Source organism: Stenotrophomonas sp. 05N423 (genome assembly GCF_056397145.1).
The window spans coordinates 97,960-123,034 of the sequence record NZ_JBFTMV010000011.1; the positions used below are offsets into that span (position 1 = coordinate 97,960).

General features: G+C 68.0%; 22 protein-coding genes and 4 tRNA genes. 21 read left to right on the forward strand and 5 right to left on the reverse strand.

The genetic code is table 11. The annotated features are described in order from the left end of the window. The first annotated feature begins 25 nt into the window (after positions 1-25). Entirely contained in the window at positions 26-1,300 is a 1,275-nt protein-coding gene (locus tag AC1DGW_RS15485; protein ID WP_478024696.1) for a YihY family inner membrane protein, read from the forward strand. Then, entirely contained in the window at positions 1,297-1,860 is a 564-nt protein-coding gene (locus AC1DGW_RS15490) for a TlpA family protein disulfide reductase (protein ID WP_478024698.1), read from the forward strand. The genes AC1DGW_RS15485 and AC1DGW_RS15490 overlap by 4 nt, the downstream gene beginning before the upstream one ends. A 160-nt stretch (positions 1,861-2,020) precedes the next feature. Here the strand turns inward: AC1DGW_RS15490 and ppk2 are convergent, their stop codons facing one another. Then, positions 2,021-2,800 carry a polyphosphate kinase 2 gene (ppk2, locus tag AC1DGW_RS15495; RefSeq protein ID WP_478024700.1) on the reverse strand — a complete coding sequence of 260 codons (780 nt, stop codon included), beginning with the start codon at positions 2,798-2,800 and terminating at the stop codon, positions 2,021-2,023. A gap of 160 nt (positions 2,801-2,960) precedes the next feature. Between ppk2 and AC1DGW_RS15500 the strand changes: the two genes are divergently transcribed. The 3 genes from AC1DGW_RS15500 to AC1DGW_RS15510 are packed head-to-tail and all read left to right on the forward strand — an operon-like array spanning position 2,961 to position 5,716. Continuing rightward, positions 2,961-4,100, forward strand: a complete 1,140-nt coding sequence (locus AC1DGW_RS15500) for an SPFH domain-containing protein (RefSeq protein WP_478024702.1) — start codon at positions 2,961-2,963, stop codon at positions 4,098-4,100. 21 nt (positions 4,101-4,121) lie between these two features. Beyond that, positions 4,122-5,471 (forward strand): TFIIB-type zinc ribbon-containing protein, encoded by a 1,350-nt coding sequence (locus AC1DGW_RS15505; protein WP_478024704.1) that lies wholly within the window; start codon positions 4,122-4,124, stop codon positions 5,469-5,471. Then, a complete protein-coding gene (locus AC1DGW_RS15510; protein WP_478024706.1) occupies positions 5,468-5,716 on the forward strand; it encodes a hypothetical protein in 249 nt (82 codons plus the stop codon). The genes AC1DGW_RS15505 and AC1DGW_RS15510 overlap by 4 nt, the downstream gene beginning before the upstream one ends. 33 nt (positions 5,717-5,749) lie before the next feature. Here the strand turns inward: AC1DGW_RS15510 and AC1DGW_RS15515 are convergent, their stop codons facing one another. Beyond that, positions 5,750-7,450 (reverse strand): O-linked N-acetylglucosamine transferase, SPINDLY family protein, encoded by a 1,701-nt coding sequence (locus tag AC1DGW_RS15515; protein WP_478024708.1) that lies wholly within the window; start codon positions 7,448-7,450, stop codon positions 5,750-5,752. A gap of 136 nt (positions 7,451-7,586) precedes the next feature. On the opposite strand from AC1DGW_RS15515, the gene AC1DGW_RS15520 reads away from it, so the two are divergent. Both AC1DGW_RS15520 and AC1DGW_RS15525 read left to right on the forward strand, forming a co-directional pair. Then, on the forward strand, positions 7,587-8,657 hold the full coding sequence (locus AC1DGW_RS15520) for a hypothetical protein (protein WP_478024710.1): 1,071 nt from the start codon (positions 7,587-7,589) through the stop codon (positions 8,655-8,657). Positions 8,658-8,776: 119 nt separating this feature from the next. Continuing rightward, a complete protein-coding gene (locus tag AC1DGW_RS15525) occupies positions 8,777-9,520 on the forward strand; it encodes a hemerythrin domain-containing protein (protein WP_478024713.1) in 744 nt (247 codons plus the stop codon). A 62-nt stretch (positions 9,521-9,582) separates the two neighbouring features. On the opposite strand, the gene prfA is transcribed toward AC1DGW_RS15525, so the two are convergent. Then, a complete protein-coding gene (gene prfA / locus AC1DGW_RS15530) occupies positions 9,583-10,668 on the reverse strand; it encodes a peptide chain release factor 1 (RefSeq protein WP_478024715.1) in 1,086 nt (361 codons plus the stop codon). Beyond that, on the reverse strand, positions 10,646-11,929 hold the full coding sequence (gene hemA, locus AC1DGW_RS15535) for a glutamyl-tRNA reductase (RefSeq protein WP_478024717.1): 1,284 nt from the start codon (positions 11,927-11,929) through the stop codon (positions 10,646-10,648). The genes prfA and hemA overlap by 23 nt, the downstream gene beginning before the upstream one ends. Before the next feature lie 68 nt (positions 11,930-11,997). Between hemA and AC1DGW_RS15540 the strand changes: the two genes are divergently transcribed. The 8 genes from AC1DGW_RS15540 (at position 11,998) to ychF (ending at position 18,880) form a co-directional block, all read left to right on the forward strand. After that, entirely contained in the window at positions 11,998-13,686 is a 1,689-nt protein-coding gene (locus tag AC1DGW_RS15540) for a tetratricopeptide repeat protein (protein WP_478024719.1), read from the forward strand. Then, positions 13,683-14,333, forward strand: a complete 651-nt coding sequence (gene lolB, locus AC1DGW_RS15545) for a lipoprotein insertase outer membrane protein LolB (protein ID WP_478024721.1) — start codon at positions 13,683-13,685, stop codon at positions 14,331-14,333. Before AC1DGW_RS15540 ends, lolB begins: the two co-directional genes overlap by 4 nt. Further along, positions 14,330-15,202 carry a 4-(cytidine 5'-diphospho)-2-C-methyl-D-erythritol kinase gene (ispE, locus tag AC1DGW_RS15550; RefSeq protein WP_478024723.1) on the forward strand — a complete coding sequence of 291 codons (873 nt, stop codon included), beginning with the start codon at positions 14,330-14,332 and terminating at the stop codon, positions 15,200-15,202. The genes lolB and ispE overlap by 4 nt, the downstream gene beginning before the upstream one ends. A gap of 7 nt (positions 15,203-15,209) precedes the next feature. Then, positions 15,210-15,286, forward strand: a tRNA-Gln gene (locus AC1DGW_RS15555). A 123-nt stretch (positions 15,287-15,409) separates the two neighbouring features. Next, positions 15,410-16,369 carry a ribose-phosphate diphosphokinase gene (locus AC1DGW_RS15560; protein ID WP_153190512.1) on the forward strand — a complete coding sequence of 320 codons (960 nt, stop codon included), beginning with the start codon at positions 15,410-15,412 and terminating at the stop codon, positions 16,367-16,369. Between the two features lie 107 nt (positions 16,370-16,476). Continuing rightward, complete coding sequence (locus tag AC1DGW_RS15565; protein ID WP_478024725.1) at positions 16,477-17,079, forward strand: 50S ribosomal protein L25/general stress protein Ctc; 603 nt, start codon at positions 16,477-16,479, stop codon at positions 17,077-17,079. Positions 17,080-17,130: 51 nt separating this feature from the next. Further along, positions 17,131-17,712, forward strand: coding sequence for an aminoacyl-tRNA hydrolase (gene pth, locus AC1DGW_RS15570; RefSeq protein ID WP_478024727.1), 582 nt, complete (start codon positions 17,131-17,133; stop codon positions 17,710-17,712). A 76-nt stretch (positions 17,713-17,788) separates the two neighbouring features. Beyond that, positions 17,789-18,880 (forward strand): redox-regulated ATPase YchF, encoded by a 1,092-nt coding sequence (gene ychF, locus AC1DGW_RS15575; RefSeq protein WP_478024729.1) that lies wholly within the window; start codon positions 17,789-17,791, stop codon positions 18,878-18,880. A gap of 292 nt (positions 18,881-19,172) precedes the next feature. Here ychF and AC1DGW_RS15580 read toward each other — a convergent pair whose 3' ends face one another. Then, positions 19,173-21,965: a TonB-dependent receptor gene (locus tag AC1DGW_RS15580; protein ID WP_478024731.1), complete on the reverse strand. Its 2,793-nt coding sequence runs from the start codon at positions 21,963-21,965 to the stop codon at positions 19,173-19,175. A gap of 237 nt (positions 21,966-22,202) precedes the next feature. Here AC1DGW_RS15580 and AC1DGW_RS15585 point away from each other — a divergent pair, with 237 nt between their 5' ends. The 6 genes from AC1DGW_RS15585 to AC1DGW_RS15610 form a co-directional block, all read left to right on the forward strand. Next, on the forward strand, positions 22,203-23,168 hold the full coding sequence (locus AC1DGW_RS15585; RefSeq protein ID WP_478024751.1) for a cyanophycinase: 966 nt from the start codon (positions 22,203-22,205) through the stop codon (positions 23,166-23,168). Between the two features lie 145 nt (positions 23,169-23,313). Continuing rightward, complete coding sequence (locus AC1DGW_RS15590; protein WP_478024733.1) at positions 23,314-24,333, forward strand: isoaspartyl peptidase/L-asparaginase family protein; 1,020 nt, start codon at positions 23,314-23,316, stop codon at positions 24,331-24,333. A 135-nt stretch (positions 24,334-24,468) separates the two neighbouring features. Next, positions 24,469-24,554 (forward strand) — tRNA-Tyr (locus AC1DGW_RS15595). Positions 24,555-24,581: 27 nt separating this feature from the next. Further along, a tRNA-Gly gene (locus AC1DGW_RS15600) sits at positions 24,582-24,655 on the forward strand. A gap of 37 nt (positions 24,656-24,692) precedes the next feature. Continuing rightward, positions 24,693-24,768, forward strand: a tRNA-Thr gene (locus tag AC1DGW_RS15605). 47 nt (positions 24,769-24,815) lie between these two features. After that, positions 24,816-25,075: GTP-binding protein (locus AC1DGW_RS15610; RefSeq protein WP_478024735.1), on the forward strand; the 260-nt coding region annotated here is incomplete at its 3' end.

Here is a 25,075-nt window from a genome sequence, read left to right on the forward strand (position 1 = left end):
GCTTTGCATCGGGTACCCTTGCCGCATGGAACCCCTGGATTCGCTCAATCTATGGATGGAACGGGTCCGTGACCGCGGACGCCGGGCCAGTTTCGCCCGTTTCCTGTGGCACCGTTTCCTCGACGACCGCCTGTTCGAGGCGGCCGGCGCGCTGGCCTATACCACCGTGTTCGCGCTGGTGCCGCTGGCGATCGTGGTGTTCGGCGTACTGTCGGCGTTCCCCATGTTCGACCGCTGGAGTGAGGCGCTCAGCGACTACGTGTTCTCCAACTTCGTGCCTTCGGCCGCGCGCGCCGCCGAGGGTTACCTGCGGCAGTTCTCGGCCAGCGTCGGCCAGCTCACCGCGGCCGGCTTCATCGCGCTGGTGGCCTCGCTGCTGATCACCCTCAACAGCATCGAGCAGATCTTCAACCGGATCTGGCGGGTGGCCTCGGCGCGGCCGCGGCTGACCCGCTTCCTGGTGTATTGGACCGTGCTGACCCTGGGCGCGATGCTGGCCGCGGCCTCGCTGGCAGTGTCGGCCAAGGTGTTCGCGCTGCCGCTGTTCGGTACGGTCGAGGGCCGCTGGCTGGCCGACCTGGCGCTGAGCCTGGCGCCGGTGCTGATCGAGTTCGCCTGCGTGATGCTGGTCTACCGGGTGGTGCCGCACCACATCGTGAAGTGGCGCCATGCCGTCCCCGGCGCGCTGCTGGCGGTGGTGATGCTGGAACTGGTGAAGTGGGGCATGAGCCTGTACCTGGGCAGCTTCCAGTCCTACCAGAAGCTTTATGGCACGGTGGCCTTCGTGCCGATCCTGCTGCTGTGGATCTACCTGGGCTGGGTGTCGGTGCTGCTTGGCGCCTCGCTGGCCTCGTCGATCGCCGCGTTCCGCTACCAGCCGGTGGCATTGCGCCTGCCGCAGGGCTGCGAGCTGTACGGCCTGTTGCGCCTGATCGGGCGCTTCCGCGAGGCGCGCGAGCATGGCCGCGGCCTGGGCGAGGAGGAACTGCTGGCGCTGGAGCCGATGCTCACCGATTCGCTGCTGCAGGAGCTGTTGTGCCAGATGGAGGCCATCAACCTGCTGCGCCGCGACGAGCGCGGACAGTGGCTGCTGGCCCGCGACCTGGAGCGGATCACCCTGCGTGAACTGTACGAGAGCTCGCAGCTGCGCATTCCGGTCGCCGAGGAATACCTGCCGTTCCGCGAGGATGCGCTGGGCCAGGCGGCGTGTTGCGCGCTGGACGAACTGCGCATGCCGCTGCGCGAGCTGCTCAAGCGCCGCGTGGAAGATATCTATGCCAATACCGGAGACGAACGATGACCATCCGACTGCTTCCCTTCGCCCTGTTGGTGCTGGCCTTGGCCGGCTGCAGGCAGCCGCCCGCCGAGGCACCCGCGGCCGTTGCCGGGCCGCCGGCGGCGCCCGCGCCCGCCGAAGCCCCGGCGGGCGTGGTGGAGAAAACCGCGGACATGCCGCTGCTGCGGGTCAAGACCGTGGACGGCAAGGACTTCGATCTGGCCGGCCATCGCGGCAAGTGGGTGGTGGTCAACTTCTGGGCGACCTGGTGCGGCCCGTGCCTGCAGGAGATGCCCGAACTGTCGGCGCTGCATGCGATGCGCAGCAATGTCGAGGTGGTTGGCCTGGCCTACGAGGACATCGAGCCGGACGAGATGCGCGCGTTTCTGGAAAAGCACCCGGTGGCGTATCCCATCGTGATCCTCGACCCCTACAACCCGCCGGCCGATTTCGCCACGCCGCGCGGCCTGCCGATGACTTACCTGATCGCACCCGATGGCAAGGTCGCCAGGCAGTTCCTCGGCCCGGTCGATGCGCGGAAGATCGAGCAGACCATCGCCGAGGTCGGCGGCAAAGTGGCCTGATGGAGCGATGGCGCCCCGCGATGGCGGTTGGCGTTTTGTCCGGCAATGCATCATGTGGGGCAGGCCCCGCACCCACGGAAGGCAGGCGCGGCGGACTTGTCGTGCCTAGCCTGCCCGGCAGTGGCGCCCCATGCGGGGCAAGCCCCACCTCTACGGCGGCTCACTCCCGCGGGTAGGACGGCAGTGGCTTCACCCCGCCGTACTTTTCCTTCTTCGGCCTGCCCGGCAGCGGCGGCAGTTCGACCGGCGGCTCATCGACGGCGGTTTCCGGCAGGCGGTCCAGCAGGTCGCGGATCAGGGTCAGGCGGCCGCGTTTCTGGTCGTTGAAATCCACCAGCGTCCATGGCGCGTGGCGGGTATGGGTGGCGTCCAGCATGGCCTCGCGTGCCTGGGTGTAGGCGCCGTATTCCAGGCGCGACTTGAGGTCCACCGGCGACAGCTTCCAGCCCTTGAGCGGATCCTCGCGCCGCTCGGCGAAGCGTTTTTCCTGCTGCTCCTGGTCCACGCACAGCCAGTACTTGAACAGCAGGATGCCGTCGTCCACCAGCAGCCGCTCGAATACCGGGGCCTGCTTGAGGAAGGACTGGTACTGGGCGTCGGTGCAGTAGCCCATGACCTTTTCCACGCCAGCGCGGTTGTACCAGCTGCGGTCCATCAGCACGATCTCGCCGGCGGCGGGCAGGTGCGCGGCGTGGCGCTGGAAGTACCACTGCGTGCTCTCGCGGTCGGTCGGCTTGGGCAGGGCGACGACGCGGCATTGGCGGGGGTTCAGGTGCCGGGCGACGTCCTGGATCGCGCCCCCCTTGCCGGCGGTGTCGCGGCCCTCGAACAGCACCAGCAGGCGCTGGCCGGAATGCTGGACCCAGCGCGCCATCGCGGCCAGTTCCAGCTGCATCGGTTCCAGCAGCCGTTCGTATTCCTTGCGCTTGAGCTTGCCCATGGCGATTTCCTGTCTGGTGACGCGAGCCTAGCGCAGTCGCCGTGTGGGCGCCGTCGCGGCATGCTGGCCTGCGTGCGCGGTGATGTCTCGGTAACCGGTTTTCATGTAGTTTTGCGGATGCGCCGGGCGTGGTGTCCGGCAATGGATCAGGAGCAGTGCGATGGGGCTTGTCCAGGCAGCAAAGGGTGCGATCGGCGGCGTGCTCGCCGACCAGTGGAAGGACTTCTTCACGGTGCCGGACGGCCTGCCGGCGACCGCGGCGCTGTTCGCGGCGGTGCCGCGCGGCACCAACGCCGGGCGTGGCTCCAATACCGGCGGCTCGTCCAACATCATCACCAACGGCTCGAAGATCGTCGTGCCCGAGGGCTATGGCCTGCTGCTGTTCCAGGACGGCGCGATCACCGGCTTCGTCGCCGAGCCGGGCGGTTACGAGTGGCGTTCGGACGATCCGAATTCGCAGTCGATCTTCGCCGGCGACGGCCTGGTCAGCACCTTCATCAAACAGAGCTGGGAGCGCTTCAAATTCGGCGGCCAGCCGGGTGCGCAGCAGGCGGCGTTCTTCGTCTCGCTGAAGGAGCTGCCGGACAACCGCTTCGGCACCCAGTCGGAAATCTACTGGGATGACGGCTTCCTCAACACCCAGGTGGGTGCGGTCACGCGTGGTTCGTACACGCTGAAGATCGTCGACCCGATCCTGTTCGTGAAGAACTTCGTGCCGGCCAGCTACCTGCGCCCGGGCCAGGTGTTCGACTTCACCGACCTGGACAACGCCGCCGCCAGCCAGCTGTTCAACGAAGTGGTGGGCTCGCTGGCCCCGGCCTTCAGCCTGTATACGAACGATCCGGGCAAGGGCAACCGCATCACCAAGCTGCAGCAGGACTCGATCGGTTTCGCGCAGAGCCTGTCGGCGGCGGTCGAGCAGGGCTACCAGTGGAAGTCCGACCGTGGCTTGGCCATCGTCAAGACCGCCATCGTCTCCATCGAGTACGACGCCAACACCCGTGAGCTGCTGAAGACGGTGCAGCGCGCCGACGCACTTTCCGGTGCGCGCGGCAATTCCAACCTGCAGGCCAGCGTCGCCCAGGGCATCCAGTCGGCCGGCGAGAACGGCGGCGCGGCGGGGCTGGTCGGCGTCGGCATGGCTTCGGGGATGTTCGGCGTCGGCGGCATGCAGCAGCCGGTCGCTCCGGCCGCGGACGACCCGGTCGCCAAGCTCAAGAAGGCCAAGGAAATGCTGGACCTGGGCCTGATCACCCAGGGCGACTACGACGCGCTGAAAGCCAAGGCGCTGGGCCTGTAACCGGCAGGACGCACGACGAACATGTCCGACCCCCGAAACGGCCCGCCGCCGCTGCCCGGATCCGTCCCTCCGCCGCCGCCGTTGCCGGCGGCGGCGCTGGACGGGCCGGGTTCGCCGCGGGATGTCCCGCCCCTGCCCGGCACATTCCCGGTGGATACCGCGAACCTGCCCAAGGCCATCCGCGACGAAGTCGAGGCGCCCGACCCGGTCGCCATCGACACGTCGGCCACCGAGCTGAAGGACGGTCTCAACCGCTGCCCGAAGTGTGGTGCCACCGACATCCGCCCCCGCGCCGGCACCGACGTGCTGGTCTGCCTGTACTGCCGCCATGAATGGCATGGCGCGCGGGTGGAGGAGGAGTTCGGGCTCGGCGAGGCCATCGACCAGCTGCAGGGCACGGTCATCGCCTCCGGTGCGCGCGATATCGACGCCGACACCTCCGCGCTGATGACCTTCAAGTGCAGCGGCTGCGGCGCCGAGGTCACGGTCAACACCGAAAGCACGATGACCGCGCGCTGCCACTGGTGCCGGCATGTGTTCGGGGTCAACGAGCAGATTGCCAACGGCGCGGTGCCCGACGCGGTGCTGCCGTTCCACATAAAGAAGGACGATGCGGTCGCGCGCATCCGCCAGTTCGTGGACAAGCGCCGCCTGTTCGCGCTCAAGGCGTTCAAGGAACAGTTCACTCCGGAGAACGTGGTCGGCGTCTACCTGCCCTACATGATCGTCGACGGCAATGTCAGTGCCGCGGTGGCCGGCAAGGGCGAGATCAAGACGCGCGAGTACACCCGCGGCACCGAGAAGAACAAGCAGACCTACTATGACGCCGACGTGTACCAGGTGGAGCGTCAGGTGGATTTCACCGTCGACGACCTGCCGCTGGAGTCGTCCGCCGAGCGCGGCAACCTGGACACGCGTGCGAACACCAACAACATCATCAACACCATCCTGCCGTTCGACACCAAGAACGCGTTGAAGTGGAATGCCTCCTACCTGGCCGGTTTCACCTCGGAAAAACGCAACCTCGACGTCGAGAAGCTGCGCCCGCGCCTGGAGGACCAGCTGCTGTCGATCGCGCGTTCGCAGGTGGAGCGTTCGGTGCGCCGCTATGATCGCGGCGTGCGCTGGGAGCAGGAACAACTGGAAGTCCATGGCACCCGCTGGGTGTCGATGTACCTGCCGGTGTGGCTGTATTCCTACCACCAGCCCGGCAGCAACGGCGGCATGCTGCACTACATCGCGGTCAACGGCCGTACCGGCGAGACCATGGGCAGCGTACCTGTGCAGCAGTGGAAGATGCTGCTGGCCGCGCTCACCGCCGGCACGATCATCGAAGCCCTCGCAATCGCATTCCTGGTGGCTGCCTCATGAGCGACGACAGTGGACTCTGGTTGCTGGCTGCAGGCCCGGCCGGCGCGACCGCGCTGTACTGGGCCCTGTACCGGTACTACCGCAATACCGACAAATCGCATGCCTTCGAGCAGGAAACCGACGTCGTGGCCAAGCCGGTGGCCGGTGCGGACAGGAAGGTCGGCGAGGTGAAGGGCACCCAGCAGCGCCGCATCGACGGCGACAACGTGGGCGACTACCGGCAGCGGGTGAAACGGCTGCGTTAGCCGTCATCCGCAGGTGCGGGGCCTGTCCCGCACCTACGGGCGTTGCAGATCCTGCAGCAGGGCGGCGAAATCACGTGCAAAGCCGGCCATGTCGAACAGGCCGGCATCGCGGCGGGCGTCGGCAAGGCGTCGGCGCAGCCCGGCCAGCGCGGCCGGGTCGTTGCCCAGCCGGACCGCGGTGGCGATGAAGGCCGTATCGTCCGCGACGTTCATGTCGTCCAGCCCCAGGTGATGGTTGAGGCTGCCGGCCACGCGCGCGGCGAATGTCTGGCCGGGCGAGGTCAGCACCGGGCAACCGGCCCACAGCGCATCGGAGGCGGTGGTGTGGGCGTTGTAGGGATGGGTGTCGAGGAACAGGTCGGCGTGGTGGTAGCGCGCCAGGTACTGCGGGTGCGGCAGCTTGGGCATGAACACCAGCCGCGACGGGTCGATGCCCTGCAGGCGTGCGACCTCGCGCAGCCGGTCGTCGGCCAGGCCCGGCCCGGACAGCAGCCACAGCACGCTGCCGGGCACGCCGCGCAGCACGTCCAGCAGGCGCGCGACGCTGCGCGGGTTGAGCTTGTAGCTATTGTTGAAGCAGCAGAACACGACGCCTTCGCCGTTATCGCCCCGTTCGGGCAGGCCGCATTCGCGGCGCGATGGCGGCTCGGCGACCACGCGGGTGTTGTCCGACGGCTGGAACGCGCGCGGCAGGCGCAGCACCTTTTCGCTGAACGCCGGTTCCAGCGCCGGCGGCAGCACGAACCCATCGGCCAGCACATGGTCGATCCACGGCGCGCCGGAGGTGCCGGGGTAGGCCAGCCAGTTGATCTGCAATGGCGCGGGCCGCATCGCCAGCACTTCCGGCGTACCGCCGCCGCCCCAGCCGCGCAGGTCGAACAACACATCGATGCCGGCCTCGCGGATGCGCCGGGCGATGGCCGCGTGCGGCATGCCATCGACCTCGTGCAGCGTATGCGCCGCCGCCTGCAGGCGCTGGCGGATGCGGCTGCCATCGTCGCGGTTGAGCGCGAACAGATGCAACTGCAGTCCGGCATGGGCGTGCAGCTGCTCGAACAGCGCCACCGTCAGCAGCCCGGTGGGGTGCGCGCCGAAACCGTTGGAAAGAAAACCCACGCGCAGCGGGCCATCCGTACGCGGCGGCGCCGGCGGCAGCCGCGGCGTCGAAGCGGCGATCACCTGCGCGCGCTGGCGGGCGCAGGCCAGCTGTTCGGCGGCGCTGGCGTCCTCGCTGAGGAAGGCGAACGGCTCCACCGCGGGATTGCCCTGCGCCACTGCGCCGCGGACCTGCCGCGACAACGCCTCCAGCCCGCGCCAATCGCACAGCCGCCGCTGCCAGTTCAAGCGCTGCGCGGCCATGTACGCCTCTTCCGGCATCAGCACATGGGCGCGACGGTAGGCATCGGCGGCGGCCTCGGGCTGTCCTGCATCTTCCAGTGCATGGCCCAGCCACAGGGCGATGCCGGGGTGCTGCGGCACCTGCCGCGAGGCGTGGCGCAGCAGGTTGGCCGCCTCCTCGTGGCGGCCCTGCATCCAGCGCGCCCGTCCCAGCCGCGCCAGCGCTTCGGGATGGTCGTGGCGCAGCTGCAGCGCGCACTGCGCGGCCCGTTCGCCGGCGGCCAGGTCGCCCGCGCCCAGCTCGGCGTCGGCCAGCATCACCCAGGCGATGAAGTCGGCAGGCTGGCGCTGCACCGCGATGCGCAGCTGCTGGCGTTCGTCGTATGGGTGGGTCATGGAGGGGCGAGGACGAAGCGGCGGGGGCCATGATTGTGCCGCAGATGGACGGGGGCGCTGGCGGTACCCGTGTCCTGATATACACGGCGCGCCGGGCTGCCGATAATGCGCCGGGCCCATCGGGTAGCCATGCGCCATGAGTTCGCCGCTTACTTCCGTGACGGCCGCCGCCCGCCAGCGGCTGTGGCAGGCACTGGACATGCTGTGCCGCCTGGGCCTGGGGCTGGCTCCGGTGGCGCCCGATGTCTGCGCCACGCTGCGCGCGCTGGTGGGCGCCGATGCCGTCGCGCTGTTCTGGCTGGACGAGCAGGGCCTGCCCGGGGGCTTCCATCACGAAGACTCGCCGGCATCGGTGCAGAACCTGTTCCTCAATGAGTTCCAGCGGCTGTTCGTCGGCGAGCATGAAACCAACGTCCTCGCGCTCGCACAGCCGCACGGCCCGCATGTGGGGCGCCTGCTCGCGCCGGAAGCGGCCTATTTCCGCTCCAATACCTACAACCTGCTGATCCGCGCCAGCGGCCACCACCATGCGCTGGACCTGCGGGTGGAAGTGCAGGGGCGCACGCGTGCCGTGGTGACGCTGTTCCGCTCGGCCGCTTCGGGGGCCTTCGGGCCGGACGAGGCCGGCATGCTGGATCGTGCCGGCGCCAGCATGCAGCGCGCCTTCTTCCATGCGCCGGTCATCGCGCGCATGGATGCCGACGCCAGCGGCGCCATCGGCCATGTGCTGCTCGATTCCGGCAGCCTGGCGCCGCTGCTGGCCGACGCCACCGCGCTGCAACTGCTGCAGGACGCCAACCTGCGCGGCCTCGGCATGCGCGGCGAAGCCGGCGGTGCGCTGCCGCGCGACCTGTTCGAGCGCCTCGGCCTGCAACCCGGCCAGGCGGCCAGCATCCCGGTGCCGCATGGCGTGCTGGAGTTGCGCATGCATCCCCTGCAGGCCGTCGCCGGCGGCAATGGGCAATGGCTGCTCACGCTGCAGCTGCAGCGGCCGCGCCGGATCGACGTGGTGCGCCGGGTGCTGGCGCTGCCGCTGTCCCCGCTGCAGCGCGAAATCGCCGCGCTGGCCGGCCTGGGCCATGCCCGCGCCGACTGCAGCGCGCTCACCGGGGTCGGCAATGCCGCGCTCAAGAAGCACCTGCGCACCATTCTCGAGGTCGCCGGCGCCGGTGACTGGGAGGAACTGGAGGACAAGCTGAACGGATAGGCCCTGCGGCGTGGACGTCGTATCCCTTGGGGGAATGGTGGAGGCAGGGGGGGATTTCCAGAATTCGCTGCGGCCCCGGCACGGGGTATCCGCGTCCACCCTCCAGAGAAGACCTCATCATGACCCATCTGTCCGAAGCCCAGTTTTTTTCGTCCCGCGCCAATGCGTCCCGCATGGATATCTACGCCGGCATCCACAAGGCGCTGCGCGCCCTGATGATGGACACGCTGCAGGCGGTCGGCCGCGCCGACGTGAACGACGCGCCTGAACTGCACGTCGCCTGCGAGCGCGTGCTGGAATTGACCGACATCTGTACCAGCCACCTGCAGCACGAGAACGATTTCGTGCACCCGGCGATGGAGGCGCGCCGCCCTGGCTCCAGCGCCGGCATCGCCTCCGAGCACGTCGAGCACATCGAGGCCATCGGACGCCTGCGCACGGCGGTGGCAGGGCTGCGCGCGGCCAGCCGCGGGCCGGCGCAGGCCGCGGCCGCACTGGGGCTGTACCGCCAGCTGGCGCTGTTCGTGGCGGAGAATTTCCTGCACATGCATATCGAGGAAACCGAGCACAACCAGGTGCTGTGGTCGTGCTACAGCGACGAGGAACTGCGCGTGCTGGAAGGACGCATCGTGGCCTCGATCGCGCCGGCCGAGAACATGAAGCTGATGCGCTGGATGATCCCGGCGATGACGCCGGTGGAGCGCGCCGAGCTGCTGGCCGGCATGCAGGCCGCGGCGCCGGCGCCGGTGATGATCAGCGTGCTCGATGCGGTGCGCCCGCACCTGGACCAGCGCGAATGGGCCAAGCTCGGCAGTGCGCTGGCGCATGCGCAGGCAGCGACGCCAGCCCGCGGCGTGGCCTGATCATCGCGTGATGTGCGGGGCAGCTGCGCGCCTGTCCGGCGCGGTGGATGAAGCCGGTGGGTTCAGCTGCCTTCGGACAACCGCGCCAGTTCGTCCACCTGGTGCTCGTGCTGCAGGCGCCCGACCAGGGCGTCCATATCGCCTTCGATGATGTTGGGCAGGTCGTACAGGGTCAGGCCGTCGACGCGGTGGTCGGTGATGCGGCCCTGCGGGAAGTTGTAGGTACGGATGCGCTGGCTGCGGTCGCCGCTGCCGACCTGCAGGCGCCGCGATTCGGCCTGCGCCGCGGCCTGCCTGCTGCGCTCGGCATCGAGCAGCTGCGCCTTCAGCCGTTTCATCGCCTTGTCGCGGTTGGCGTGCTGGCTGCGCTCGGTCTGGCATTCGACGACTACGCCGGACGGCACATGGGTGATGCGGATGGCCGATTCGGTCTTGTTGACGTGCTGGCCGCCGGCGCCGGAGGAACGGAAGGTATCCACCTTCAGGTCGGCCGGGTTGATGGCGATGTCCTCCACTTCGTCGGCTTCGGGGATGATCGCCACGGTGGCGGCCGAGGTATGGATGCGGCCCTGCGATTCGGTGGCCGGCACGCGCTGCACGCGGTGGGTGCCGGATTCGAACTTCAGCTTCGAGTACGCGCCGCGGCCGACCACGCGGGCCACCACTTCCTTGTAGCCACCATGCTCGCCGGGGTTGTCCGATTCGATCTCGACTTTCCAGCCCTGGCGCTCGGCATAGCGGGCGTACATGCGGAACAGGTCGCCGGCAAAGATCGCCGCCTCGTCGCCGCCGGTGCCAGCGCGCACTTCCAGGAACAGGTTGCCCTCGTCGCGCGGGTCCTTCGGCACCAGCAGCAGGGCAAGTTCCTCGTCCAGCGCCTGCAGGCGCGCCTGCGCCGCGGCGATTTCCTCCTCGGCCAGCTCGCGCAGTTCCGGGTCGGCGCGCATCGCCTCGGCCGAGGCGAGGTCGTCGCGGGCGCGGGTTTCGGCGGCCAGCGTGGCGGCGACCGGCTCGAGCTGGGCGAATTCGCGCGAATGGTCGCGGAAGCGCGCGTTGTCGGCGACCACGTGCGGGTCGGCAAGCAGGCGTTCCAGTTCTTCGCGGCGCTCGGCCAGGGCCAGCAGCTTACGGCGCAGGGTCGGCGTCATCGGTTCTTGCAATCGGGTGGTGGTAGCCCGGCACCGCCGGGAACAGGCGCTCGGCGGCGCGGGTCAGGTCGGCGTCGCCTTCCAGCGCGGCCTGCCGCAGCGCGGCGGTAGGGGGGTGCAGCAGGCGGTTGGTCAGGCCGTGGGCAAGTTGTTCGAGCACCTCGTCGGCGGACTTGCCGTTGGCCAGCTGCAGGCGGGCCTTTTCCAGCAGCTCGGCGCGGGTGGTCTCGCCGAACGCGCGCAGTTGCCTGAGCGGCGCCTGCAGATGGGTGGCGCGCAGGTTCTCCATGTAGCGGGAGACCTGCAGGTCGATGATGGTCTCGGCCTCGGCGGCGGCTTCGCGACGGCTGCGGCGGTTTTCCTCCACGGCGCGCTCCATGTCGTCGACCGTGTAGAGGTAGGCGTCGGCCAGTTCGCCCACGCCGGCCTCGATGTCGCGCGGCACTGCCAGGTCGAACAGCAGCATCGGCTTGTGCCGGCGCGCGCGCAGCGCGGCGGCGACCTGCCGTTGCAGGATCACCGGCTCGCGCGCGGCGGTGGCCGAGAACACCACGTCGGCCTCGGCCAGGTGGCGTTCCAGTTCGGTCAGCGGCAGCGCCACGCCGCCATGGCGGCTGGCCAGTTCCTGCGCGTGGGCGAGGGTGCGGTTGGCGATCAGCAGCCGCTTCACCCGCGCTTCGCCCAGATGCCTGGCGGCCAGTTCGATGGTCTCGCCGGCGCCGACCAGCAGCACGGTGGAGTCGTCCAGCCGCGCGAACGAATCCTGCGCCAGCCGCACCGCGGTCGATGCCACGGAGATGGGATTGGCGCCGACGCGGGTGTCGGTGCGGGCACGCTTGGCCACCGAGAAGGTCTGCTGGAACAGCCGGTCCAGATGGTTGCCGATCGCGCCGCTGTCGTGCGCAAGCGACCAGGCGTCCTTCACCTGGCCCAGGATCTGCGGTTCGCCCAGCACCATCGAATCCAGGCCGGTGGCGACGCGGAACAGATGGCGCACGGCGTCGTCGTCGCGGTGCTCGTACAGATAACCCTGCAGGTCGCCGGCATGGCTTTCCAGCCAGCGCGAAAGATGCTGGCTGTCCTCGGCCACGGCATACAGTTCGGTGCGGTTGCAGGTGGACAGCAGCACGGCTTCGGCCAGCTGCGGCGACTGGCGCAGCGAGGCCATCGCGCGCGACAGCGCGTCGCCGCCGAAGGCCGCGCGTTCGCGCAGTTCCACCGGCGCGGTCTGATGGTTCAGTCCGAGCACCCACAGGGTCATTCTGTTCAGTTGCTTGCGATAAGCTGCTGGCTGTTGATGGCCGCCATTTTACGGCCCGATTGCCGCAGATGCCCATTTCCAGACCAACCCGGCTCAATCGCACATGCAGCGTCCTGCTGCTTTTCCTGTCGTCCTCGCCCCTGCTGGCGGCCTCGCCGCAGCCGGCGGAGCGGGCCGCGGCCGCGTCGCTGACGCCGGTGCTGGCCGGGGAGTTCTCCCTCCAGGCAGGCAAGCTGGCCGATGCCGCGCACTGGTATCTGCAGGCCGCGCGCGAAGGCGCCGGCGACGTCGGTCTGGCCGAGCGGGCCACCCGCATCGCCATGCTGGCCGACGACGAGGCCAGCGCCGCCGAGGCCCTGGCGCTGTGGGCGCAGCGCGACCCGGGTTCGCTGGCGGTACGCGGCACCCGCGCCTCGCTGGCGCTGCGCCAGGGCGACACCCGGCTGGCCCGCAAGGAGCTGCTGGCGGTGCTGCGTTCGCGTGAGCCGCGGGCCTGGCGCTATGCCGTGCTGGCGCTGGCTACCGGTGGCCGCGATCCGGCTGCGCCGGCGAAGGTGCTGGACGAACTGGTCGATGCCGGTGCGATCCCCGACGATCTGGAGGCCTGGCAGGAGTTCGGCCGCCTGGCGCTGCGCATGGAGCGCCCGGAGCTGGCGCGGCGCATGGTCGGCGAGGTGGTCAAGCGCTTCCCCGATGAACCGCGGGTGGCCCTGCTGCATGCCTCCCAGCTCAACCAGGCTGGCAAGAAGGACGAGGCGCTGGCGCTGTTGAAGGGCGTCGAGCCCAAGGCCGCGGGCGATGAAGAACTGCGCAACGCGCTGGCCTTCGCCTACGACGCATTCGGCGAGCCGAATGCCGCCGAGCAGGTGCTCTCCATCGGCGAGCAGAACGTGCAGACCTGGGGCATGCGCGCCTCGCTGCTGGCCAAGCAGAAGGACGACGCGGGGCTGCTGGCGCTCTACCAGGACATCTCGGCCAAGGCCGGCAAGCCCGACCCGGACCAGCGCCTGCTGCTGGGGCGGATCGCCGAATACCTCAAGCGCTACCGCGAAGCGGTGGGCTGGTACTACGGCGTGCCCGGCGGCCCACAGCGCAGCGAGGCGCGGTTGCGTGCGGTCAATGCCCTGTACGAACTGGGCGAGAAGGCGCAGGCGGCCGACGAGGTCCATGCCATCCAGGCCGATGCCTCGGTGGACGATGACGTGCGCCGCGACGCCTACCTGCTGGAGGCCGAGCTGCAGCAGCGCGACCAGCGCGACGAGGCCGAGGTCGACATCCTGACCCGCGGCCTGGCCGCCTACCCGGACGACAGCGCGCTGCTCTATGCGCGCGCGCTGGCCTGGGAGCGACGCGACGATATTCCGCGTGCCGAGGCCGACCTGCGCAAGATCCTGGTCGCCGAGCCGGAAAACGTGGCCGCGCTCAACGCGCTGGGCTACACCCTGGCCGACCGCACGCGGCGCTACCAGGAAGCGCTGGAACTGATCGACCGCGCCCGCGTGGCCGAGCCGGACAATGCCGCCATCGTCGACAGCTACGGCTGGGTGCTGTACCGGCTGGGCCGCAATGAGGAGGCGCTGGTGCAGCTGCGCCGCGCCTGGAGCCTGAACAAGGACCCGGAAATCGCCGTGCATGTCGGCGAGGTGCTGTGGATGCTCGGGCAGAGGGAGGAGGCGCAGCGCTTCTTCGACGAGGCGCGCAGGCTGGAACCGGACAACCGCGCGCTGCAGCGTGCGAGCGAGGCGCTCGGCGTATGACGGCGACGATGTGGCGGTGGATGGCGGCGTTGCTGCTGGCCGGCGCGCTGGTGGGGTGCGGTTCCATGGCGACGCGGCAGGCACCGCCGGCCGCACAGGTGCATACGACCGTGGAGCCGGCCCTCGAAACGGCGCGGCTGGCCGTGCTGGATACCTTGCCGGCGTGGTCGTTCCAGGGCCGGGTCGCCATCAGCAAGGGTCGCAATGGTGGCAATGGCCGCATCGACTGGCAGCAGCGGGGCGGGGCCTACCAGGTCGGCCTGGCCGCGCCGGTGACGCGGCAGAGCTGGCAGTTGAGCGGTGGCGCCGGGCAGCCGGTGCGTCTGGATGGACTGGAAGGCGGGCCGCGCAGCGGCGCGGATGCCGGGCAGCTGCTGCTGCAGGCCACCGGCTGGGACATTCCGGTGGAACAACTGGCCGCATGGGTGCGCGGCATGCCGGCCTCCGGTGCGGCCGCACCGGCCCATCAGGGCTATGACGTCGAAGGGCTGCCCCGGGTCCTGGAGCAGGACGGGTGGCGGATCGACTACCTGGACTGGTATCCACAGGACGAGGGTCGTCCGGCCCTGCCACGCCGCATCGAGGCGGTCAACGGCGATGCCAAGGTACGGCTGATCGTCGATGAATGGAGCATGGGCGGGCAATGAACACCGTCGTGGACGCGGCCGGCTGGTCGTACTGGCCGGCGCCGGCCAAGCTGAACCTGTTTTTGCACATCACCGGCCGGCGCCCGGACGGCTATCACGAGCTGCAGACCGTGTTCCGCCTGCTGGACTGGGGCGACCGCATCGGCCTGCACTTGCGTGACGATGGCCGGATCCGCCGCGAAGGGCCCTCCGTTCCTGGGGTGGCCGAAGCCGACGACCTTGTGGTTCGTGCTGCGATATCACTGAAAAATGCGACAAATTGCGCAAAAGGTGTTGATATCCGCGTCGAAAAGCACATTCCGGCTGGTGGTGGCTTCGGAGGCGGCTCGTCTGACGCGGCGACCGTGCTGGTCGTGCTGAATGCGCTATGGAATACCGGTCTGGACGAGGATGCGCTGGCGGCGCTGGCTCTGCGCCTGGGCGCCGACGTGCCGGTGTTCGTGCGCGGGCGCAACGCCTGGGCCGAAGGCGTGGGCGAGCGGTTGGCGCCGCTGGACCTGCCGCCGGCCTGGTATCTGCTGGTGGATCCGGGAGTACATGTGCCCACCGCCGACCTGTTCCGTTCCCCGGATTTGACGCGGGATGCCGCGCCCGCGAAAATAGCGGACTTCGCTTCCGGGACCGTCCTCGGAAATGCGTTCGAGCCGGTGCTGCGATGCCGGGAACCCGCTGTCGAAGCGGTGTTCCAGGCGCTTTCGCGCGTCGGCCGGGCGCGGCTCACGGGGTCGGGAAGCGGTTGTTTCGTCGAGTTCGCCACGCGTGCTGCCGCAGAGCAGGCCATGGCGGAATTGCCGGAACAGCTGCGGGCCTGGGTGGTTGCGGGCGCCGCGCGCTCGCCGCTGCTCAAGGCGCTGGAAACAATGCAGTGATTGATGCAGGGGCGTCGCCAAGAGGCCCAAGGCACCAGGTTTTGATCCTGGCATTCGTAGGTTCGAATCCTACCGCCCCTGCCACTCACGCGAGTCTTCTCGCGAACCCGCACTTCGCCTGTGCGGTGATCCAAGGAAAAGCCCGGCGTTGGCCGGGTTTTGCGTGACCCCACTCCCGCTCTTTCGCCGCCGCCCGAGAAAGCCGACATGCAAGATGCCCAGAACCTGCTGGTTTTTTCCGGCAACGCCAACAAACACCTTGCGCAGAGCATCTGCAAGGAGCTGGGCGTGCAGCCGGGCAAGGCGCTGGTCTCCAAGTTCTCCGACGGCGAGGTGCAGGTCGAGATCCAGGAGAACGTGCGCAAGCAGGACGTGTTCGTGGTGCAGCCGACCTGCGCGCCGAGCGCGGAGAACCTGATGGAGCTGCTGGTGATCATCGACGCGCTCAAGCGCGCGAGCGCCGCCTCCGTCACCGCTGTGGTGCCGTACTTCGGCTACGCCCGCCAGGATCGCCGCATGCGTTCCTCGCGCGTGCCGATCACCGCCAAGGTCGCCGCCAAGATGTTCTCGGCCGTGCACACCGACCAGATCCTCACGGTCGACCTGCACGCCGACCAGATCCAGGGCTTCTTCGACATGCCCGTGGACAACGTGTATGCCTCGCCGCTGCTGCTGGCCGACATCTGGCGCGCCTACGGCACCGACAACCTGATCGTGGTCAGCCCGGACGTCGGCGGCGTGGTGCGCGCCCGTGCGGTGGCCAAGCGCCTGGACGATGCCGACCTGGCGATCATCGACAAGCGCCGTCCGCGCGCCAACGTCGCCACGGTGATGAACATCATCGGCGACGTCGAGGGCAAGACCTGCGTGATGGTCGACGATATCGTCGACACCGCCGGTACCCTGTGCGCCGCTGCCGCCGCGCTGAAGGCGCGTGGCGCGGTGAAGGTCGCCGCGTACTGCACCCACGCCGTGCTCTCGGGCCCGGCGGTGGACAACCTGAACAATTCCCAGCTCGACGAGCTGGTGGTGACCGACACGATCCCGTTGTCCGACGTGGCCCGTGTCTGCACCAAGATCCGCCAGATCAGCGTGGCCGAGATGCTGGCCGAGACGATGCGCCGCATCGCCTTCGGCGAGTCGGTCAGCTCGATGTACGTGGATTGATGAACCCCGGTTCCCGGCATGTCGCCGGGACCGACAACGGCATTCCTGGTCGCGGGAATGTCTTCACCACGCACCGTCCGCGGTGCAACAACCAAGAGTAGTCAACAATGGCAAAGTCCCACGAAATCAAGGTCGCCCGTCGCGACGTGCAGGGCAAGGGTGCGAGCCGCCGCCTGCGTCACGCCGGTGTGGTCCCGGGCATCGTCTACGGCGGTGACCGCGAGCCGGCGATGGTCGAATTCAACCACAACGAAATCTGGCTGGCCCAGCAGAACGAGTGGTTCTACTCCTCGATCATCGACCTGAACCTCGACGGCAGCATCTACAAGGTGCTGCTGCGCGACATGCAGCGTCACCCGTACAAGCAGCTGGTCATGCACCTGGACTTCCAGCGCGTGAACGAGAATGAGGTGCTCAACGCCACCGTGCCGCTGCACTTCATCAACGAGGAGATCTCCCCGGCCGGCAAGACCGCCGATGTGCTGGTCACCCACGAGCTGAAGGAAGTGCACATCGCCTGCCTGCCGAAGGACCTGCCGCAGTCGATCGAAGTCGACCTGGCCGCCCTGACCGCCGGCGACATCATCTACCTGTCGCAGATCAAGCTGCCGGCGGGCGTGGAAATCCCGGCGCTGAAGCTGGGCAAGGACCACGACGATGCCGTCGTCATCGCCAAGGCACCGAGCGCCGCCGAGGAAGCCGCCGAGTAATCGGCCGGTTGCGTCCGCCCGCACCGGGCGGACGCAGCCAACGGTGGACGCATGACTGGCTTGCGATTGATCGTCGGTCTGGGCAATCCCGGAACCGAACACGCCCGGACCCGGCACAATGCCGGGTTTCATTTCGTTGAGGCCCTGGCCGAGCGGGCGGGCGCGCGCTGGACGCTCGAAGGCAAGCTGTTCGGCGAAGTGGCCAAGGCCGACATCGGCGGCCAGCCGGTATGGCTGCTCAAGCCGGCCACCTTCATGAATCTGTCCGGCAAGTCGGTCACCGCCGCGCAGCGGTTCTGGAAGATCGAGCCGGAACAGACCCTGCTCGCGCACGACGAACTGGACCTGCCGCCGGGTACGGCGCGCCTGAAGTTCGATGGCGGCCATGGCGGCCAGAACGGCCTGCGCGACACCATCCGCCTGCTCGGGCATGGCAGGTTCCACCGCCTGCGCATCGGCATCGGCCATCCCGGCCACAAGGACCGCGTGGTGCCATGGGTGCTGGGTCGCCCGTCGAAGGATGACGAAGTGCTGATCTCGCGCGCCATCGACGACGCCATCGATGTGCTGCCGCTGGCGGTAGGCGGCGATTTCAACGAGGCCATGAAGCGGCTGCACACGGGCAAGCCGTGATTGCGGCCTGCGCTTTCGCGGGCGGCGACGCCACCGGAGAGCGCAGGCCGGAATCCCGAATCCTGGAGTTTGTTGCATGGGTATCAAATGCGGCATCGTCGGCCTGCCCAACGTCGGCAAGTCGACCCTGTTCAATGCGCTGACCAAGGCGGGCATCGCCGCGGCCAATTTCCCGTTCTGCACGATCGAGCCGAACACCGGCATCGTGCCCGTGCCCGATCCGCGGCTCGATGCGCTGGCGGTGATCGTCAAGCCGGAGCGGGTGATCCCGACCACGATGGAGTTCGTCGACATCGCCGGCCTGGTCGCCGGTGCGTCCAAGGGCGAGGGCCTGGGCAACAAGTTCCTGGCCCACATCCGCGAGACCGACGCCGTCGCCCACGTCGTGCGCTGCTTCGAGGACGGCAATGTCATCCACGTCGCCAACAAGGTCGACCCGATCGCCGACATCGAAACCATCGATACCGAGCTGGCGCTGGCTGATCTCGAGTCGGTGCTGAAGGCGCTGGACCGCGCCAACCGCGCGGCCAAGGCCAGCGACAAGGACGCGCTGGCGCGCAAGCCGGTGCTGGAGAAGCTCGCCGCCGCGCTCGACCAGGGCCGCTCGGCGCGCTCGGCCGGCCTCGACGCGGAAGAGAAGGCGCTGGTCCGCGACATGTTCCTGATCACGCTCAAGCCGCTGATGTACATCGCCAACGTCGCCGAGGACGGCTTCGAGAACAACCCGCACCTGGATGCGGTACGCGCCCGCGCCGAGGCCGAAGGTGCCGAAGTGGTGCCGGTGTGCGCGGCGATCGAGGAAGAGCTGGCGCAGCTGGACGACGCCGACCGCGACGAGTTCCTCAAGGACCTCGGCCTGGAAGAGCCGGGCCTGAACCGGGTGATCCGCGCCGGCTACAAGCTGCTGGGCCTGCAGACCTACTTCACTGCGGGCGTGAAGGAGGTCCGTGCGTGGCAGCTGCGCGCCGGTTCCACCGCGCCGCAGGCGGCGGGCGTGATCCATACCGATTTCGAGCGCGGCTTCATCCGCGCCGAGACCATCGGCTACGACGACTTCATCAACCTCAAGGGCGAGCAGGGCGCCAAGGAAGCGGGCCGCCTGCGCCTGGAAGGCAAGGACTACATCGTCAAGGAAGGCGATGTGCTGCACTTCCGCTTCAACGTCTGATTCCCGGCGCAATGCTGGAAGCGCGAGGCCCCGCAATGCGGGGCCTTTGCGTATCTGGCGAGCGGGGAGCGTCGCCACGCCGCGACTGGCCAAAAATTCGACAGCTCGGGCGGAGCCCTTGCAGCGCCGTCGTGCGCGGGAGTTTTCCACAGGCTTTTCCCTGCCTTCTGCACATGCGCTGTGGAGAATCACGGGGAGGTGCAGGGTGGCATCGATGGATCCAGCCGGTCCTCCGGAAACAACAAGGCCCGCATCGCGGGCCTTGTTGTTGCAGCGACGGGCGATCCGCTTCTTACAGTGGCTTGCCCCCCAGCTTCCAGGTGACCTGCACGAAGTAGCTGCGGCCGATCGCGTCGAACCACGAGGTGTTGTAGTACGGGTACGCGGCCCAGGTCGCATCGCGCGGCGGCATCTTGTCGAACAGGTTGTTGACCGACAGCGACACCCGCAGGTGGTCGTTGATGTCGTAGCGCGCGCCGGCGTTGAAGCGCCAGGTGGCTTCGGTCCAGGCGTCGTTGTCGTAGTTGGCAACGCGGCCCAGGTAGTCGCCGAACAGGCTGGCGCCCCATGCACCCTTGTCCCAGGTCACGCCCATGTTGGACTTGACCCGCGGCAGCGTGGTGTCGCTGAAGGAGACGGACAGCATGTCCTCGGTCGGATCGCCCGGGTACTGCTGGCGGGTGTGGCGATGGGCCCAGGTGTAGGTGCCCGTGAAGTTGAAATCGCCGGCCGCCGCGGTCTGCAGCCGGTAGTTCGCGGTCACGTCGATGCCGGAGGTTTCTTCGCGGGCGATGTTGATCGGCGCGAAATGGACGCTGGTGATGTCGCCATTGCTGTTGCGGATCACCCGTGCCATCGCGTCCACGCAGGTCGGCGAGCTGGGATCGACGGTCGCACCGGTGTCGGTCTTGCCCAGGCGGCAGTTGGCTTCGGTGATGCGCAGGATTTCGCGGTCCTGCGACTGCACCTGGTTCATCACCTTGATCTTGTAGTAGTCCACCGCCAGGTCGAAGTTGGCGATGGGCGACCACACGAAGCCAGCCGTGAACGACTTGCTGGTCTCCACGTCCAGGTTCCGGTTGCCGGCGTAGATGTCGAGCGTGTTGGTATCCCAGCTGCCGTCGTCCCAGCACTCGCCGTTGCTGAAGCCCGGCTCGTCCTGGCGGCACTGGTAGTAATCCGTCGAGACCTTGCGGTAGTAGTCGTCGCCGGCGAACAGGTAGTGCATGTCCGGCGCGCGGAAGCCGGTGCCATAGGAGCTGCGCACCAGCAGGGTGTCGAACGGACGCCATTCCAGGCCGGCACTGTAGGTGAATTTGCCCGGATGCCTGTTGCCGAAGCTGTAGCGGTCGTAGCGGCCGGCCAGGCTGGCCTGCAGGCTGGACGCCACCGGCACGCGCAGTTCGCCCGCGGCGCTCCAGCGGTTGCGGCTGCCGCTGCCATCGCCGTACTGCGGGCCGTAGTAAGCATCGGCAGTCAGCGCCAGCGGATCGGGGTGGATGGCGTAGGACTGGCGGCCATACTCGACCACGCCGGCGAAGCCGACGTCGCCGGCCGGCAGCGAGAACAGCGCCGGGGTGTCGGCGGTGAAGCTGACGTTGTCGTTCTTGGCTTCGGGGCGGAAGGTGGACATCGCCGCGATGGAGGCGAACTCGGCCGGCGTCAGCGGCTTGAACAGGCGCGCCGGATCCGGGTTGTAGATCGCATAGCCGTCATCGTCGTAGCCCAGCCGCTCGCCCAGGAACAGCCGGTTGGCGGCGGCGGCCTTGATGCGCGGCATCTTCACATCGGCCTTGTACTGGGAATGGTTGTACGCGGCTTCCCAGTTCCAGTTGTCGCCGAACATGCCCTTCAGGCCGGTGGTCGCCGCCAGCGTCTTCTGGGTGGTGCTGTTCATGCGGTTCTTCAGCCCGCCGACTTCCTCGGGGCTGAACTGCCGCTGCCAGATCTCGTAGTGGCCGGTGCCGGCGTTGTAGAACACCTTGTCGTTGTTGTCGGTCGAGGCCGGGTCGTGGAATTCCCAGCCCATGTTGTCGCTGACCGCCGTGGGGCTGCCGTTGCCGGTCATCAGCTTGACTTCCTGGCGGCCGAGCTGGACGTCGGCGAACCAGGACAGATTGTCGTCGAAACGATATTCGAACGAGCCGTAGGCGGTCGCGCCCTTGCGCTGGTTGTTGATGGTGCGCTGGGCGGTGACGCGCTCGCTGCCGCAATAGGGCTCGCCGTAGCGGTCCGAGGCCAGATGGGTGGTGCCGCTGTTCGTGCCCGCCAGCGCGGCGCAGTCGCCTTCCGGATCCAGCGCGACGTCGTCGTCGACGTCATAGCGGCGGGCGACCAGGGACGGCAGCCGGCTGCGCGAGGTCGGGCCGTCGAGGGTGGAATCCTGCACCTTGCGCTGGGTGCCCCATACCGGGTGTTTGTCCATCAGCTCGACGCCGACGATGCCGCTGAAGTTGCCGTGCTCGAAGCCGGTGGTCAGGGTCAGGTCATGCGACTCGCCGCCGCCGCGGCTGGTGTCGCCGTAGCGGTAGTCGATGGTGGTGCCGTCGGTGGACTTCTTGAGGATGAAGTTGATCACGCCGGCCATCGCGTCGGAGCCATAGACCGCCGAGGCACTGCCGGTCAGCACTTCGATGCGGTCGATCATGCCCAGCGGGATGTTGCCGATGTCGGTGAAGTTGCTCTTGCCGTTGAGCGGCAGCGGGAAGTCGGCGATACGGCGGCCGTTGATCAGCACCAGGGTGTGGTTGGGGCCGAGGCCGCGCAGGTCGACCGCCTGTGCGCCGGGGGTCGACTGTGCGCCCGTGGTGTTCTGCTGGCCCTGCGTATAGCCATTGTTCTGGCTGAGAGAGCGCAGCACATCCGGGACCGAGGTGAAACCGGCCGCCTTGATCTGCTCGGCGTTGACCACCGTGACCGGCGCCGGTCCTTCCACCTGCGCGCGCGGGATGCGCGAGCCGGTGACCTGCACGGTATCCAGTTGCTTGGTTTGATCGTTGTCGGTGTTCTGGGCCAAGGCCATTGCGGGGACGGCCATGCCAAGCAGGGCCAACTGGATCGAACACACCATTGCGTGTCTGCGCATGAATCAGTTCTCTGCTGAAAGTGTTCCGGAAAGTGTCTGGCCGGCCCACGCAGGCGCCGGGAGCCCCAACAAAACGTGAATGGGGCGCGATCATCTAACACCTTTTTTACACGCTTGACCACTGCCGGAAAGTCTGGCATTACGGCATGGAAGCGATTACATGATGTTCTGGAGAGCGGTATGAAGCGGATGGTTTCCCGATGCGGGCGGTTGGCCCTGGTGCTGGTGGCGCTCGGCATGGCGGGGGGCGCGGTTGCCGCGGGCGGCAGGGGGCTGTCGGATCCGGGCTATCGCTACTACGAAGTGGGGGATCTCGATGCCGCGCGTCCGGGCCAGACCCAGGCGGCGATGATGCTGATGGGCGGCGGCGACTGGGTTCCCGAGGCCTTCCACTGGTGGGTCGAGCGTGCGGGCAACGGCCGCGTGGTGATCCTGCGCGCCTCCGGCGACGACAATCTGCAGAACGAGCTGTATCACGACATCGGCGGGGTCACCTCGGTGCAGACCCTGGTGTTCGACAGCCGCAAGGCGGCCGACGACCCGGCCGTGCTGCGGGTCGTGCGCGGGGCCGACGCGATCTTCATCGCCGGTGGCGACCAGTCCCGCTACATCCGCTTCTGGAAGGGGACCGAGCTGAACCAGGCGCTCAACGAGCATGTCGCGGCGGGCAAGCCGATCGGCGGCACGAGCGCCGGTCTCGCGATCCTCGGTGGCTACAGCTATGGCGCCTTGGATGGCGGCAGCGTCAACTCGCCGGCGGCGTTGAGTGATCCGATGGGCAGCAAGGTCACGATGGACCAGGATTTCCTGACCATGCCGTATCTCTCCAATGTGGTCACCGACACCCACTTCGCCAAGCGCGAGCGCCTGGGGCGGCTGATCGTGTTCGTCGCGCGCGCGGCCCAGGAGAAGGGCCAGGACGACATCGTCGGCATCGGCGTGGATGAAGACACCGCGCTGTGCGTTGAAGCGGATGGCCGTGGCCGCGTCTACTCGCTCGACGACGGCTATGCCTGGCTGGTGATGCCGCACCGCACCGCTGACCGCCTGAGCAGCGGCGAGTCGCTGGAATTCAGTTCCATTCCGGTGACCGGGGTGGGGGCGGGCAGCCGCCTGCACCTGGATGGGTTCACGGTCGACAATCCGGCATTCACCGCCATGGCCAGCGTGGTGGACGGCGAACTGGAGCTCCAGCCGGACTGATTCGGCGGCGGGTGAGTGCAGATGCGAAAGGGGCTTCGGCCCCTTTCCGCTTTCGGGGCGCTGATGCGGGAGTCTGCACCGGCGGTGTCTGTTCAGACCGGCGATGGCGTGCCTAGAATCGGGCACCTTTCCAGAGTGAAGAAACATGAAGCTGACTTCCGCGGTATTGCTGGGCCTGGCGTCGTTGTCTTCCGCGGCGGCCGTGGCGGCGCCTGCCTCGCCCCTGCTCGTGATCCACGGCGGGGCCGGCGTGGAGCGCCAGGATCTCAATCCGGAAGAGGTGCGCGCCGCGCGTGCGGCGCTGGAAGCCGCCCTGCGCAAGGGGCACGAGGCGCTTGCGGCCGGCAAGCCGGCGATGGATGCGGTGACCGCCGCGATCACCGTGCTGGAGAACGATCCGACCTTCAATGCCGGGCGCGGCGCGGTCTTCACCCATGACGGCAAGAACGAGCTCGATGCCTCGCTGATGGATGGCGCCACACTGCGCGCTGGCGCCGTGGCGGGTGTGCACACGATCAAGAACCCGATCCTGCTGGCCAGGGCGGTGATGGAGCATTCGCCGCACGTGATGATGATCGGGCAGGGGGCGGAGATGTTCGCCGCCGAACAGAAGATCGAGCAGGTCGATCCTTCGTATTTCCGCACCGAGAAGCGCTGGCAGCAGCTGCAGCGCGCCTTGAAGGAAGAAACAGCCGGGCAGGCGCATGCCGACCTGGAGACGGCCAAGCACTTCGGTACCGTCGGCGCGGTCGCGCTGGATGCGCAGGGCAAGCTGGCCGCCGGCACTTCCACCGGCGGCATGACCAACAAGCGTTACGGGCGTGTGGGCGATTCGCCGATCATCGGCGCCGGCACCTATGCCAGCGACAACTGCGCGGTGTCGGGCACCGGCTGGGGCGAGTTCTACATCCGCCTGGCCGCGGCCCACGAAATCTGCTCGCGCATGAAATATCTCGGCGAAACCCCGGCGCAGGCCGGCAACGAGGTCATCGTCAAGCGTCTGCCCGAGCTTGGGGGCGACGGCGGGGCGATCGTGCTGGCGGCCGACGGCAAGGCGGCCACGCCGTTCAATACCGAAGGCATGTACCGCGGCTGGATCGGCGCCGACGGCGTGCCGCACGTGGCGATCTTCGCCGACGAAAAGCTGAAGATGCCCGGCGAGTGAAGGGGCGTGGATGCCAGGAGCGGAATTTTCGCGGAATGTAAAAATTTCTGTTGACAGCATCATGCGCCATCACCAGAATAGCGGGCTCTCCCACCCCTGACCGGTTAGGCCAAGGTCATCAAAAAGGGGTGGAGCGGAGGGATACCCAAGCGGCCAACGGGGGCAGACTGTAAATCTGCTGGCTTACGCCTTCGGTGGTTCGAATCCACCTCCCTCCACCAGTTTCATGTTGTGGCGTTGTTCCCGGTGCGGGAGTAGTTCAATGGTAGAACCTCAGCCTTCCAAGCTGATGGTGCGGGTTCGATTCCCGTCTCCCGCTCCATTGAACGAAATTGAAAACATGCCATAATACAAAACTCGCTCACGTAGCTCAGTCGGTAGAGCACCTCCTTGGTAAGGAGGAGGTCGAAGGTTCGATTCCTTTCGTGAGCACCATCTTGCTCAAAGCGCCATAACCAACCTGTTACCGAGAAGAAGCCGCCATGTCCAAGGGTAAGTTCGAACGTACCAAGCCGCACGTCAACGTCGGCACCATCGGCCACGTCGACCATGGCAAGACCACGCTGACCGCCGCGCTGACCAAGATCGGTGCCGAGCGTTTCGGTGGCGAGTTCAAGGACTACTCCTCGATCGACGCCGCGCCGGAAGAGAAGGCGCGCGGCATCACGATCTCGACCGCGCACGTCGAATACGAATCCGAGAGCCGTCACTACGCCCACGTTGACTGCCCGGGCCACGCCGA

Coding starts and splice junctions, on each gene's coding strand:
- prfA (WP_478024715.1), bottom strand. CDS start 10,668: ATGACGCCGACCCTGCGCCGTAAGCTGCTGGCCCTGGCCGAGCGCCGC.
- AC1DGW_RS15525 (WP_478024713.1), top strand. CDS start 8,777: ATGACCCATCTGTCCGAAGCCCAGTTTTTTTCGTCCCGCGCCAATGCG.
- AC1DGW_RS15585 (WP_478024751.1), top strand. CDS start 22,203: ATGGCGGGGGGCGCGGTTGCCGCGGGCGGCAGGGGGCTGTCGGATCCG.
- AC1DGW_RS15505 (WP_478024704.1), top strand. CDS start 4,122: ATGTCCGACCCCCGAAACGGCCCGCCGCCGCTGCCCGGATCCGTCCCT.
- AC1DGW_RS15580 (WP_478024731.1), bottom strand. CDS start 21,965: ATGCGCAGACACGCAATGGTGTGTTCGATCCAGTTGGCCCTGCTTGGC.
- AC1DGW_RS15515 (WP_478024708.1), bottom strand. CDS start 7,450: ATGACCCACCCATACGACGAACGCCAGCAGCTGCGCATCGCGGTGCAG.
- AC1DGW_RS15510 (WP_478024706.1), top strand. CDS start 5,468: ATGAGCGACGACAGTGGACTCTGGTTGCTGGCTGCAGGCCCGGCCGGC.
- AC1DGW_RS15500 (WP_478024702.1), top strand. CDS start 2,961: ATGGGGCTTGTCCAGGCAGCAAAGGGTGCGATCGGCGGCGTGCTCGCC.
- lolB (WP_478024721.1), top strand. CDS start 13,683: ATGACGGCGACGATGTGGCGGTGGATGGCGGCGTTGCTGCTGGCCGGC.
- AC1DGW_RS15560 (WP_153190512.1), top strand. CDS start 15,410: ATGCAAGATGCCCAGAACCTGCTGGTTTTTTCCGGCAACGCCAACAAA.
- AC1DGW_RS15540 (WP_478024719.1), top strand. CDS start 11,998: ATGCCCATTTCCAGACCAACCCGGCTCAATCGCACATGCAGCGTCCTG.
- pth (WP_478024727.1), top strand. CDS start 17,131: ATGACTGGCTTGCGATTGATCGTCGGTCTGGGCAATCCCGGAACCGAA.
- AC1DGW_RS15485 (WP_478024696.1), top strand. CDS start 26: ATGGAACCCCTGGATTCGCTCAATCTATGGATGGAACGGGTCCGTGAC.
- ppk2 (WP_478024700.1), bottom strand. CDS start 2,800: ATGGGCAAGCTCAAGCGCAAGGAATACGAACGGCTGCTGGAACCGATG.
- AC1DGW_RS15590 (WP_478024733.1), top strand. CDS start 23,314: ATGAAGCTGACTTCCGCGGTATTGCTGGGCCTGGCGTCGTTGTCTTCC.
- hemA (WP_478024717.1), bottom strand. CDS start 11,929: ATGACCCTGTGGGTGCTCGGACTGAACCATCAGACCGCGCCGGTGGAA.
- AC1DGW_RS15520 (WP_478024710.1), top strand. CDS start 7,587: ATGAGTTCGCCGCTTACTTCCGTGACGGCCGCCGCCCGCCAGCGGCTG.
- AC1DGW_RS15490 (WP_478024698.1), top strand. CDS start 1,297: ATGACCATCCGACTGCTTCCCTTCGCCCTGTTGGTGCTGGCCTTGGCC.
- ispE (WP_478024723.1), top strand. CDS start 14,330: ATGAACACCGTCGTGGACGCGGCCGGCTGGTCGTACTGGCCGGCGCCG.
- AC1DGW_RS15565 (WP_478024725.1), top strand. CDS start 16,477: ATGGCAAAGTCCCACGAAATCAAGGTCGCCCGTCGCGACGTGCAGGGC.
- ychF (WP_478024729.1), top strand. CDS start 17,789: ATGGGTATCAAATGCGGCATCGTCGGCCTGCCCAACGTCGGCAAGTCG.